Source organism: Paramagnetospirillum marisnigri, assembly GCF_001650715.1.
Taxonomy (GTDB): domain Bacteria; phylum Pseudomonadota; class Alphaproteobacteria; order Rhodospirillales; family Magnetospirillaceae; genus Phaeospirillum; species Phaeospirillum marisnigri.
In genome coordinates this window covers 1-14,131 of record NZ_LWQT01000071.1, presented here as the reverse complement: position 1 = coordinate 14,131, position 14,131 = coordinate 1, and the positions used below count along the sequence as shown (strand labels likewise).

Genomic DNA, 14,131 nt, shown 5'->3' with positions numbered 1-14,131 from the left:
TCGCCCCCGGCCGGGGCCACATTGCCCTGACCGGCCTCGCCGACCACGATCTTGAAGGTCTGCACCGCCTCGCGGCCTTCGTTGTCGCGAGCGACCACCCGGACCTCGACCACCCCCTGGAAACCGGGCGGCGGCTGGCCCTCGAAGGTGCCGGTCTGCGGGTTGAAAGCCATCCAAGCCGGAAGCGCGGCACCGTTGAGTTGGGTTGCCGCCAAGGTCACGGTCGCATCGGCTTTGGTGCTGGCGAAGGAATCCGCCGGAATGGTCACGGCGATGCGGTTACCCTCGGCGATCACCGTATCGCGTACCGGGGCATTGACCACCAGCGCGTCGGGCGCCCCGGCCGCCTTGGCCGCCACCACCACCTGGAAGCTGGTCGCCGTGGGCGCGGTCAGGACCGGCGCGAAAGCGGTCTGAGCCGCCTGGGGGGCGGCATCGCCCCGTGGCGCCGTGGAAACCAGGCTGGCCGGAGTAAATCCGCTTGGCGCCGAGTTTTCGCGTACCACCGTCTGCAAGCCGATGGGCTTGTCGCTCTTCGTGGTATCTCGCACCACGGTCTGGAGCGGGGCAGTACCGGTTTCGCCCCCACCTTGCCCGGCGGCCTTGTCGCCTTGCGGCCCGATGGGCAGCGTCGCCCCGGCGGTCGGCGGCGGTGGAGCCGACACCGGTTCCGGACTGCGGCTGCTGTTCAGCGTGAAGGTTTGCTGGGCATTGGTGGTGCCGTCCGTCGCCACGATCTTGATGGCATGAGTGAAAGTGCCGACCGGAATGGTTCCACTGAAGCGCAGGGTATTACTGTCGAAGCGCAGCCACGACGGTAGCGGGCGCCCATCTGCCAGAGTGACGGTGTAGCTTATCACCTGCGGGTCAGGATCGATGAACGCGTTGGCTGGGATGGAATAGTCCACAGTGTTCACCGCCTGATGGTCGGCGATGGTGGCGCTGGTCACGGTCGGATCATTCAGGCCCGTGATGCTGACCACCGTGTCCTGGCTAATGGTCGAGCCACTTTGGGCGTCCACCACGGTGATGGTCATCACCTCCTGGTCCTGGCTGCCGGGCGGTCCTGAATTGGCCCTGGGAGTATAAACGACCTGCCGGATCGCAGCCGTCACCTCGGCGCCGGTGCCGATGAAGGTCAATTGCTTCGCACCAGCAATGCCCGTCCCCGAGGGATCGCTGATGTCCCCCTGGTTGTTAGACGGCAAGTCGATAATGACGACCAGGGTCTGGCTTTCCACATCGGCAATGGTGACGGCCGAGAACGGCGTGGCCGTGGCGCTGTCCCAGATGCTGGGAGTGGCGGTGCCGGTGACGGTCGGCACGTCATTGACGGCATTGACGCTGGTGGAGATCGACCGCGCGGTGCTGCCCAAGGCGCTGGTGCCGCCGTTGGCGGAGGCGTCGGTGGTCGCCCGTGTGGAACCGCTGGTCCAGGTGCCGCCAAAGCTGTTGTCGATGACGCGATAGCTCAGGCCAGTGGGGGTGCCGTTGTAATTGGCTACCGGCACGAAGCGCAGGCTGGACGACGTGGACAGCGCCAGGGCGGTGGCATTGTCGCCCACCGCGCCGATGGCGAACCAATTGGTGCCGTTGGTGGAATACTGCCAGACGCCCTCGGTGGTGGCGTTGGCGGTATTGCCGGTGATGGCGATGCCGCCCAGGCTGGCACCGCTATCAATGTCGGTGAAGCCGGTGCCAACCAGCGACGAAACCGTGGCGCCGGAAGACGAAACATTGTCTTCGTCGATGGCGGCAAGACTTCCGTCGGCCGAAGCCGGCGCATCGTTGACCGCCGTCACGGCGATGGTGGCGGTATTGGCGCTGCCCGAGAAGGCGCAGGTAATCCCCGATACGATGGCGGCGGTGTTGCCTGCCGTACCCGAGGTGCGATCCCAGGCGTAATAGGTGAGGGTGCCGGTGGTGGCATTCTGCCCGTCGGGGATGAAGCGGACCTTGTCCGTCGACCGCAACAGCAGCGCGGTATCCACCGAGTAGGATGCGAATGCGGTATAGGTCGTCCCGCCATCGGTCGAGAACTGCCAGGTCCCGTTGCCGCCGGACTGCACGACCGCCAGGCCCTGGACCGACCCCGCATCGGGATCGGTGACCGACGCCCCCAGCAGGGCGGAGACCAGCGTGCCCGCCGGAGTGAGCTGGTCCTCGGTGATCGACGCCAGGGTCGGCGAGGCGGTCGCCATGACCGGAGCGTCGTTCACATTGGTTACGGTGATGGCAAAGCTGCCGCCGGTGACCGTGCTGGTGCTGTCGGTATAGGAGAAGCCGAAGGAATCGCTTGCGGCTTCGCCTCCCAAATGGGTGTAGGTGATCTTGTTGGCATCCACATCGGCCTGGGTGAAGGTGTTGCCGAGGATGACGGGCACGCCATCCTTCATCAACGTTCCGCCGGTGGGCAGGGTCGTCACCGTATAGACAAGCGATGCGGTGGCCGAGGTCTCGGTGTCGCTGACCCGCAGCATGGCGGTGGTGATGGTGGTGTCCGAGGCCCCTTCTTGCACCGTCATCCCGGTACTGGCCACGGTCGGCAGCAGGTTGAACGACACCGAGCGCGAGGCGGCGGTGCTGTCCTGCGTCGCCCCGTCGGCCGAGGCATCGCGCACCACGAACGAGATGGAGCGCGCGGTATTGTCCGGCGTGCCGGCGCTATTGGCATATTGCACGCCGCGCAGCACGTCCTGGTACTTGGCCAGATCGGCGGTTCCGGTAATAACCAGCTTGAGGGTGCCGGCGTTGTAGGCCGTGACCGTCAGGCCGGAAGCCGTGGCCGCGCTCTGGGCGACGGCAGTCAAGGACAGGCTTTCCGACGCTCCGTTGGGTGCTGCGCCGATGCTGATTTCGGCCCGCGTCAGGGTGTTGTTGTCCAGATCGGCCAGCGTAAGGCCGGAATCGACAACCACCGCGGAACCGCCGGCGATGAACACAACGCTGCCCGAACTGGCCGCCACGGTCGGGCGGTCGTTCTCGGCGACGATGGAAACCACCGACTGAAGCTGCGCCTTCGAATCGCTGGACGCGCCGGTATTACCGCCATCGTCCACGACGAAGGTGACGATCCGCTTGAGGTCGGTGCCGTTCAGCGACGGATTGTCGCCGGTATTGGCGAAGGTGACCTGACCCAGCAATGCCTGGGTCGCTGCCGGGGTGGCGTTGGCCGAGGTTAGCGAGATCACCAGATCGGCGCCGTCGCCGCCGCTGACCGTGCCGATGGCGCTGCCATTATAGCTGACCGTGCCGCTGGCCACGGTGATGCCGTTGCCAGCGGAAATGGCCAGGATGTCGCCGCTGCGATAGGAGTCCAGTTTGACGGTGACACTGCCGCCGTTCAGGGACTGACCATCGGCGTCGGTCAGCGATACCCCGGCCAGCAGCGCAACGGCGGTGCCGCCGGCACCCGATTCGGTGAAGGTGGCGGTGGTGGTGGTGGCCGAGACCACCGGCTTGTCGTTGACGGCGCTGATGGTCAGGGTCGAGGACCGCGATGCCGCCAGCGCCCCGTCGGAGAATGAGGCGGTCAGCGTCCGGGTCGGATTGGCGCCGTAATTGGTCGGATTGTCGCCGGTGGTGGCATAGGTGACGGCCTTGGTCACCATGTTGACCGAAACCGCGTCGGCGGAACCGTTGAAGTTGATGACCAGGGCCTGACCGTTGCCGCCAGCGGCGGTGGCCACCTGCGTGCCGCCGTAGCTGACCGCCCCGGTGCCGGAATTATAGGTCACGCCCAAGATGCCACCAACCGACAGGGTATCCCCGGCCCGGTAGCTGTCCAGGCTGACCGTCAGTTGCGAGGTGGAATACACCGCGTCCACGTCGGCCACATCCACGTATTTCAGCGGATTGATCGACCCGCCCTGTTCCGTGGCGCTTGTGTCGGCCAGGACCGTCAGGGTTGGCGCGTCGTTGACAGCGTTGACGGTGATATCCACCGTCTTGGTATCGCTCAGGCTGGTGCCGACGCCCGAATTTCCGTTGTCCGTCACGGAGACGACCAGTTGGTCGGAGCCGTTGAAATCGGTCCTCCCCTGATAGGTCAGGCCGCCCAGCGCGGTATTGATGTCGGCCGCCGTACCGTGCAGCACCATCGCCGCCGATCCGTTGCTGCCGCTGGTGACGGTCAGGCCGGACAGCGATGCCAGCGACAGGGTGCCGTTGGCCACCTTCAGGGTGACGTCCACGGCGTTTGCGCTGGAATCGGCATCGGCGACGCCCAGGCCGCTCAGGCTGAGTCCGGTATCCTCGTTGACGCTCCTGGCTCCCGGCACGGTGACCACCGGCGCGTCGTTGATGGCGGTGATGTTGACTGTCACCGATCCCGAGGCGGTCAGCGCGCCGCCGGTGCCCTGGCCAGCGGCGCTGTTGCCGTCATTGATACCATAGGCGATGACCACCGAGGATGGCGGGGCGTCGCTGGTGTTGGTGTAGGAGATCTGCTGCAGCACCTGATCGACGCGATCCGCCGTGGCGTTGGCGCCGAAGGTGATGGCCAGGGTCCCGCCGGCATTGGTGTAGCTGCCGACATTGGTGCCGCCCAGGCTGACGGTGCCCGCGGCGAGGCTCAGGGTGCCGGTGGCGGTGAAGCTGTCCGAGGCATCGGCGCCGCCCTGGCGGGCCAGGGTCAGCACCGCGCCGCTCCAGTTGGCGGCATCCAGATCCACATCGGCCAGCAGGGATTCGGCCGCCAGCAGCGCCGAGGTCTGCTCCCTGGCCGAGACACTGCCGCTCAAACCCGAGAAGGTGGGAGCGTCGTTGACCGCCGAGACGGTGATCTTGACCGAACTGGACGCCGACAGGTCGTTGGCGGTCGGGTTCGCCACCACCATGGTCAAGCTGTCGACACCGTTGAAATTGGCGGTGGGGCTGTAGGTCAGCGAGGACATCGCCGCCTGGATGTCCGCGTTCTTGCCGCTGAACGACAGGGTCGCCGTGCCGACTCCGCTCAGTCCGGACAGCCCGGTGGTCGAGCCCAAAGACAGCGCACCGTTGCTGACGGTCAGCGTCACATTTTCGGTAATGACGCTGGCGGAGCCGTTGTCGTCGTGGAAGGTAAAGCTGTCGCCGCTGAAGCTCAGGGAGCCGTCCTCGGCCACGGTCTTGGCCGCCGGAACGGAATCGAACTGAGGCGCCACATAGACCTTGTCGAGCTTGACCTTGACCGAGCCGCTGGCGGTCAGGGCGCCGCCGCTGCCTTGGCCGCCGGAATTGCCGTCATCCAGGCTGTAGGCGATGGTGACGACATCGCTTTGGTTGGCGGCAATGGCATTGTAGCCATAGGTGATCTGGCGGATCGTCTGATCCACGCTGGCGGCATTGGCCGCCGAACCAAAGGTGATGACCAACCGGCCGGGCGTGGAGGTCAGGTCGTAGGTTCCAATCGTGGTGCCGCCCAGCACCACGTTGCCGCCCGAAAGGGCCAGCGTGCCAGTGGCGCCGAAGACATCCACCGCGTTGGCCCCGCCCTGGCGGGCCAGGGTCAAGGTGCCACCGCTCCAACTCCCCGCGTCCAAATCCACGTCGGCCAGGCCTGCATTGGCGTCCAGCAGCACAACCTCGGTATTGCGGTCCCGGACGGTGACATCGCTGGTGACGTCGCCGCCCAAGGCGGTGAAGGATGGCGCATCATTGACCGGATTGACGGTGATGCTGACAATTCCATTGGCCGTCAGGGCGCCACCGCTGCCGGAATTGCCCTGGTCGGAGGTCAGGACCGTCAGCTTGTCGACGCCGTTGAAATTCAGTCTGCCCGTATAGGTCATGCCGCTGAGGGCGGTATTGATGTTGGCCGCCGTCCCGGTCACCACCACCTCGCCGCTGCCGTTGCCGGTCACGGTGATGTTGCTGGTTGACCCCAAGGTCAGGACGCCGGAATTGACCGACAGGGTGGTGCGAAGGCTGACATTGCCGTCGGGGTCGGACACGGTGATGGCGTTACCGTTGCCCGCCGAGAAGGTCAGCGTCGCATCCTCGTTCACCGAAACCGACGTGCTGGCCAGGGTGTTCACCGGCGCGTCGTTGACCGCCGTCACCGTCATGGTGCGGCTGGCCGTCAGGGTCGGGTCGCCGGTCATGCCGCCATATTCGACGATGTAGTAGCTCGTCCCGCCCCCCACCGCCGCCACCACGGCGTCCTCGTTGGGCCGTGCGTCATCCCACTGGGCGCCAGTGGATCTCAGCCACATATAGTTCTGACCGCCCCAGGCGTTGTCGGGCATGGTAACACCCCAATTGACATAGGCGCCGCCCACCGCCGAACCGGCGGCGCCACCTTGCCAGAACTGCTGCCCGGCCTCGGGGCCGCCGACCCATTTCCACACGCCTTCGCTGGTGGCGTCCGAGCCGCCCAGCCAGGCTTCGGAACTGATCAGGCCTCCGAGGAGGGCATTCTCGGCGCTGGAGGTAATGGTGGCCAGATAGCCGGTCATCCCCATCAGGGTGCGGCTTTCGGCGGCAGTCTTGGCGGCATCCCAGGTGATGCCGCTGCTGTTCACCACTTCGTACCAATGCCCCGACGAGGCCAGATAGTTGACGCTGCTGCCCAGGACGATCTGGATGGAGCGGTCGGCGAGCGTGGGGGCATCGCCCGAGGCGCTGAACTTCACCGAGCGCAGCACCTGCTGATACTGATCGGCGGTGGCGTTGCCGCTGAGGGTCAGCACACCGGTGCCACCGTCATAGCTGCCGGTGATGCCGCCGGAATTGGTCCAGGTCAAGGTGTCGCCCGCGACGAAGCCGCCGATGGAAACCCTGGCGCTGGGGATGGTACCGCCGTCCACATCGGTCAAGGACAGTCCCGCATCCACATAGACCGAACCGGAATCCTCGACGAAGGCGACGCTGCCCGAGGACAGGGTCAGCACCGGCCCCTTGTCCACGGGGGTAACGGTGATGGTGGCCTTGATTGGATCGCCGCCCAGACCCGAGACATCGGCGCTGGTGGCGGCCTGAGCCAGGAAGCTGCCGGTGGCGGTGGAGTTGGCCGAGGGCGTGAATTTCAGCCCGGCGGCGCCCTCGGCGGCGGTGATGAATGTATCGTTGGCGATGACGGTGGTGCCGTCGTTCTTGTACAGCGTGCCGCCGGTGATGCCGGTGATGCGGTAATAGCCCACTTCGGCGCCGTCGGCGCCGTTGCGGCTCAGGACCAGACCGCTGGCGGACTGAACTTCCTGCTTGGTGGTCGCGTTGGTGATGCTGGGGGTATCGGCCACCGCCGTCACGTTCAGGGTGACGGTCTTGCTGTCGCTGACGCTGCCATTGGTGGTGTCCATGGTCAGGGTGGCATAGCCGCTGCCCGAACCGTTGGCGGTGGGCGCATAGACCACCCGCGCCAGGGCGGAATTGATCTGGTCGGCGGTGCCCTGGATCTGAACCGAGTTGGTGCCGTCGCCGGTCACCGTGGCACCCGAGCCCGAGGTGACCGTCAGCACGCCCTTGCCGGCGCCCACCGACAGGGTGGTGGTCAGGCTGGGAGAATTTTGCGAATCGCTGACCACCAGACCGTTGCCATTGGCCTTGGACAGCACCAACGTGCCGTCCTCGGTCAGGGTCTGGGCGGCGGGCACAGAATTGGCGGGGCCTTCGGCCACATCGGTCACGGCGACGGCCATGGTGCCGTTGGCAGTGGCACCACTTTCGTCGGTGACGCGGATGGTCAAGCTGTAGCTCGACAGGGTTTCGTAGTCGAGGGCCGAGGCCACCGTTACCTGGCCGGTGGTGGCGTTGATGGCGAAAACGTTGCCCGTATTGCCGCCGACGATGGAATAGCTGAGACCGTTGGCGTCGCCCGAGCTGGACGCCGTTCCCACCACGGTGCCGATGGACGCATTTTCGGCCACGCCCCCCGCCACGGCGGACATGGACGCCGCCGGCAGCGTATTGCCGATGACGACATTGACGGTGCGCGTGGTGGTCAAGGTGCCGTCGGATATCTGAATGACGAAACTGTCGGCGCCCACTGCGTTGGCCGTGGGCTGATAGGTCACGCCGGTTGGGGTCATCAGCGGGCCGCTGGAGGTGGTGGCGGGAAAGCCGGCCAGGGTGCCCTTGGAAGGGCCGCTGACGATGCTCCAGGTCAGGGTCTGGCCAAAATCGGGATCCCGAATTTGCACGTAATAGCCGATGAAGACCGGTGTCGCGTTTTCAACGACGTTCAATGTGCCGGTCGCCCAGGTCCCGATCAGGACCGGCGCCTCGTTCACGTCGGCGATATTGACGGTGAGGTCGCCGGTCACAATCGCACCGGTTACGTCATCATGCACATTGACGGTAATGGGGATCTGGGCCCTCGTTTCGTAATTCAGGCCGGCGCCGCCCGTGGCGACGGCGATCTGCCCGGCGCTGTTGATGGTGAAATAGGCGCTGCCGCTACTTAGGCTGTAGGTATGGCCGTTGGTGTCACCGGTCAGGGCCACCGTGCCGACCACCGTGCCGGCGGCAGAGTTCTCGTTCACGCTGAGGACCTGATTTGGGGTGATGATCGGCGCGACGTTGTTGACGGTGACCGTAATTGAACGCGTGGCTTGTTGCCCGTACACGAGAACATTATCCGCGAGGACACACGAGATGGTGTCGGTGCCCACATAACCCGCATTGGGTGTGTAGGTGACGGTGCCACTCGGTAGAATTGAGGTGCCGCCGGAAGTCGCCGTGGGATTGGCGCCCGCCGATGCGGTGATGGTGCCATGCAGGGCACTGAAGGCCCAGGTCAGTGTCTGCCCGGCATCGACATCCGATGCCGCCACAAGCGCGCGGATATCGGTAGCCGTGGCGTTCTCGTCGACGGTCAATCCGGTCGTGCTGGTAAAGGTCGGCAGCGTGTTGGGCGTCGACATCCAACCGTCGGATTGGTACTGAACCACCGCGTAGGCGTTATAGCTCCCCGAGATCGTGGGCAGCAACGTCCCGAACTTCGCCCCCGGATCGAAATCCGTACCGCCGCCTGACGTCAGATAACTTGAGCTCAGATAGATCCTGTCACTTCCATCGGCAGCAATCTTGGCGGTATTGCTCCCCTGCGCCGCGTAACCGCGCACCCAGGTCAACGCGCCGCCTACCGTGTACTTTGCAACAAAGCCACATCCGACATTGTTGGTTGGCGACACGGTTGCGGACGACGGGTCGAAATCAACTGTTTTGGAATAACTTCCTGCGGCGCCCGTCACAAGGAGGCTTCCGTCAGAAGACAATGCTATATCCGACACCGTGTCAATTGCAGTAGGCATCCCGAAAGTGTAGACCCAGTTGTAAGATCCGTTACTTGCATTATACTGGGCAAGGTAGGCATCCGATGTCGTTCCAGAGCTGGCCTTGATGGCCGTCCCCGGACCGGGGTCGAAATCGGCATTGGTGCCCGAGAAGCTGCCCCCGACTGTCACATTGCCGTTGCCATCAACAACCACCGCCGTGATCGTATCGGCGTTGGTGCCGCCGATCTGATTTACCCACGCCAGGGCGCCGTTCGCGTCATATTTGGCGAGAAAGGCATCCGTTTTGTTGTTGTTGTTCGGCGTCAGGGTGACTGACTTGGCGCTGGGATCGAAGTCGCATGCCCCGGCAAAGGTTCCCGTAACATAAACATTTCCCGCGGCATCGACGGCAAGCTGTCCAGAGTTGTCCCACCCTGCGCTGCCCAAGGTATCGACCCAAACCAGTTGGCCCGCGGTCGTGTATTTCGCCAGGAAAATATCGTTACTTCCAACGGGCGTTCTGGCCACCGTCGCCGCGCCCGCATCGAAATCTTGTGTGTTCTGCATGTTGCCGGTGACGTAGAGATAGCCTCCAGCCACCGCCATCCCCGTCACATTATTGGTGCTGCTGGACAACTGATGATATTTAATGTACCGTAGATAGTCGCCATTCGCCGACCACACAGTAATGGTGGCGCCACTGGGCATGCCATTTACTGCTGCGCCTAATGCATTGTAGCAATAAACCTGGTTTGTATCTTTATCTAAGGCGAGCGTGTAGCCGATGTCACCGCCGGCTGTTGCAAATCCTTTCGCCCAAAGCACCGTTCCCGTGGCATCGATCTTCGCCAGATAACCGTCGTATCCCGCCACTGCCGGCAGTGTAATGCCCTGAAATTTCTGCGCGGCCCCGTTATACCCACCCGTGACATAGGTGTTGCCATCGGCATCGGTGATCGAGTCTCCGTAGATTTCATTCGACGCGCCGTAATCGGCGGTGACGAACACCAGATCACTCTGATAGGCCGTCTTTGTCGCATCGGCCACCGCAACCGAGGTCTCGACGGTGCCGACCGATTGTTCCAGCACCCAGTCGCCCGATTGACCCGTGACGTTGTCCGACGCGGCGATATCGGCACCGGTGCCGTTGGACAGCGCCCCCAGGAAGGCCAGACCGGCACTGTCCTTCGCCACGTCGCAACCATAGAGCAGGATGTCGCCATCCGCCGACAGGGCCGTGGCGATGGCAGCCAGCTCCGCCTGGCGAGTCTCGATGGCAGCGAGATCCAGCACCGCCGAGCCCAGTTCCACCGCCCCTTCGGCGCCGTGGGACAGGATATGGATGGCGTCGTATCCCTGATGGGTGGAAGCCCAGTCGGCCATCTGGGCCAGTCCATCGGCGGCGCCATCCAGCATCACCACTTCGATGCCGGGGCGCAGGCCGCTGGCCAGGACATCGGATGCGCTGACGGAGGCATCGACGAAGGCGACCTCCTTGTGGGCCGCCGGGGTCGGTGCTGAGGGCACAGTCGCCGGGGCAACCACCACATCGCTTCCGCCTTGCGTGCCGGTCTTGTCCACCGCCTGCTCGGCCAGGGTGGCCACCGCGGCACCATCGAACATGACCCGGGGTTCCAGCGCCATGATCATGGACTGCCCCGGAAACTTCGAACGATGGCGTCGCCTCATCTCTTTATACCTTCAGCACCCTATCCCATACTCAAGTTTGAGCATTAGACACCGCCACAGCGCAACGCACGAAGACTGAGACATTCTGACACTTTCTCACATTACGTAATACATATGTCATACAAACCCAATGAACAGGCATGGCTTTGATCATATTTTTATAAAATCGAGGTTGCCATGACCTGGACAATTAATTAGGTTTACCTTCAATTATCGACACGAATTCACCAGCACCGATTTTTCAATGCTTGCGGAAGATCGTGAAGCCAAGGCGTCGGCGATATTTTAAGCAGCGCTTACTGCTTGTCATTCTGGAGGTTCGGCTGACAACGAAGCGGGATATCATCGTCATTGAGGATGAAGCCGATCTTCGGGAGTTGTTTGTCAACTTCCTGGAGGCGGCGGGATTTCGCGCCCGTGGCGTAAGCAATGGCCTCAGATTCGATGCCGTTTGGCAAGATGCCCCCGCCGATCTGCTGATCGTCGACGTCAATCTGCCCGGAGAGAGCGGATTTCGCATCGTCGAGCGAGTACGGCGACACTCGCAGGTTGGTGTCATCATGCTGACCGCCCGCAACGCCGTCAGCGACCGCGTCGCCGGACTGCGGGGCGGTGCCGACGCTTATATGGTGAAGCCGGTGGATCTGGCTGAACTTCTGGCCACTATCGAGGCCCTGATGCGGCGGCTGACCCCGCCACCGCATCAGGATTCGGCCGCCCGGCCGAATAGCTGGTCCCTGGACACCGTCCTGTGGCGGCTGACCGCCCCCAATGGAGAGTTCGCGGAACTGACCGCGGCGGAATATACAGTCATCGAGGCCCTGGTGACCTCCCGAGGCGAGCCGGTCCCCGCTGCCACCATCTTGTCCAGGTTGGGAAAGACTTTGACCGTCGAGAACCGCCAAGGTCTGGACACCACTCTTTATCGGCTGCGGCGCAAGGTCGGGGCGACAACCAACCAGCCCGTACCGATCCGTTCGGTTCGTGGCGTCGGTTACGCCTTCAAGGGGCCGCTGGCTTAGAGCGCGGAAAGCGCACGAACACCCTTGTGCCGATTCCCTCGGAACTTTCCACCGCGATGCGGGCCCCCACCTTGTCGGCCAACTGTCGCACGATGTGAAGGCCGAGGCCGGTACCCGCCACATGCGCCGTCTCTGGCAGGCGGCAATAGCGCTCAAAAATCCGCGGCAGGTCGTCCTGGCGCATGCCCGGGCCAGAATCGACGACGCAAAGGACGACGTCGTCCTCCTCGACATTCATCCTGACCTCGATGGGCTGATCCGAATATTTCAGGGCGTTGTCCGTCAGGTTGGACAAGATGACACTGAAATAGCGGGCGTCGGTGACGGCATGGGCGGCATCCGGTACCGATAGTTGCAAGCGGCCATCGAACTGGGGCCTCAGGATCTCGGCGCAGTTTTTTCGCGTCAGGGCGGCCAGGTCCATGGAGCTCATGTCGGGCGACATATTGGCGTGTTGAAGCTCGTCCTCCAGGGTGCACATCTCAAAGGTGGACAGGATACGGGCCACCGCCTGGCGAATCTTGTCCACCTTGGACAGGGTCGATGGACCGACAGCCTCGCCCCCCAGTCGGATCATCTGGGCGGCCGTGTCGATGATGGACAAGGGTGTGCGGGCCTCATGCGACATCATGGACAGGAACAAGGTCTGGCCAAGACGGGCCGCCTTTTCCAGTTCGGCTTTCTGCTCCGCCTCGGCCAGCGCCGCCCTGGCATGATCGCGCTCGCGGATCAGCTGTCGCAACTGGGCACGAAGACCGGCCAGCATGAACAGACCCTGCGACACATGCCCGATGCCTACCAGATAGGAATTCACATTGGGACGGATGGCGACCATGGAAATGCCAAGCATGGCGGACACACGCACCCCGACGATGATCGCCGGAAGAGCAAAGGCCATCGCCATGACGGCATATTTGGCATCCTTGCGTCGGACGGCCAGAATGCTGGCATGCATTACAATCGAGATATAAAGCGCCGCCTCGGCAAGATGAATGGCATACCCAACCCGGACGACGGGGAAAAACAGATTAACGACCGCATACAGCAAGAATACAAGCGATATAATAATATATATAACTCGACCACGACCACCATCGATATATCGCCCAAACATCATTGCATAAGCTGAAATCCCTATTGAATGAGCTATTGCTACGATTACATTTACATCTAACTCCATATTCGGCGCGATGTATTGCCCAACATATCCGTGCACGAGTGCATAGACAGTCATGAAAGCAGCCTGGCTGATGCCGAAATACGTATGCGACGCGCTGCCCATGTGAATGCCATTAAAAAATCCAATTATGGCATAGATAAAAATGATCGAATACATAATACCATAGACAAAGTTTTCTGCTGATGCTCCCGAAAGCGCGGACTTTATGCTCAATATATTCGCCTCAAGGCGAAATGATGTTTCCGTCTGAATGCGGACATATATTTCACGTTCTTCGCCTGGGGCGAGCGCCAAGGAAAAAGTGAAGTAGCGGTCGGCGATCTCGCGCTGCGCAAACGGGCGAGAACTGCCCGTATTGACGGACCGCAGCAAGGAACCGCCGCCGAATTCATAGAAATCGACGAATTGCAGATAAGGACGCCCAATCGCCAAAAGCCACATCCCCGGCTTGGTTCCGGTGTTGACGGCGCGGAACGTCATCCAATATGCCGCATCGTCGAATCCCAGGGCCATGGGGACCGGTGGGGAGGCAAACATGCCCGCGCGATTGGGATCGCGCACATCGTCGACGGTCAATGCTCTTGAGGGATCTCGCAGGAGAAGTACCTGCCTCGTCAAACTGATCTGATCCACCGCATCCGTCAGGGCGACGACGCCTTGGGCGGCATGTGCCCACGGCGCCATGGCGAGCCATACCACGATCAGCAGTGCGGCAACGAAGAAATTCAGACCGGATTTCAAGATCATTGGTCGAGCCGATAGCTATTGCATTCGCGTCGCCGAACGGATTCGGATGTCTGGTTCGGAAAGCCCGACGCGTCATCACGACCGATAATCGTGTATCAAGGCCATTCTGGTCCAAACCCAATTTGGACCGCAAGGCGTCTTGTTGGAGAAGATGAGCATCCTACCGCAAGCCGAATGATCTATTCGACCAATATCACGCCTCATCCCCCATCATGACCGTGACCGGCCCCCAATGGCGGCTCCAGATCGAATGTTAGTGAAGCATGGTTGATGTTGCCTGGCCAGGGGCGACGGAG

Annotated in this window: 3 protein-coding genes; 1 reads left to right on the top strand and 2 read right to left on the bottom strand. The window is 62.7% G+C overall.

Features of this window, described 5'->3' with window-relative positions; genetic code table 11:
• A partial coding sequence (locus tag A6A04_RS14055; protein ID WP_068493932.1) for a DUF4347 domain-containing protein occupies window positions 1-10,847 on the bottom strand: 10,847 nt, incomplete at its 3' end.
• 287 nt (window positions 10,848-11,134) lie between these two features.
• Here A6A04_RS14055 and A6A04_RS14050 point away from each other — a divergent pair.
• Window positions 11,135-11,908: a response regulator transcription factor gene (locus A6A04_RS14050; RefSeq protein WP_082914936.1), complete on the top strand. Its 774-nt coding sequence runs from the start codon at window positions 11,135-11,137 to the stop codon at window positions 11,906-11,908.
• On the opposite strand, the gene A6A04_RS21780 is transcribed toward A6A04_RS14050, so the two are convergent.
• On the bottom strand, window positions 11,889-13,829 hold the full coding sequence (locus A6A04_RS21780) for a sensor histidine kinase (protein WP_172822782.1): 1,941 nt from the start codon (window positions 13,827-13,829) through the stop codon (window positions 11,889-11,891). The genes A6A04_RS14050 and A6A04_RS21780 overlap by 20 nt on opposite strands.
• Window positions 13,830-14,131: the final 302 nt, after the last annotated feature.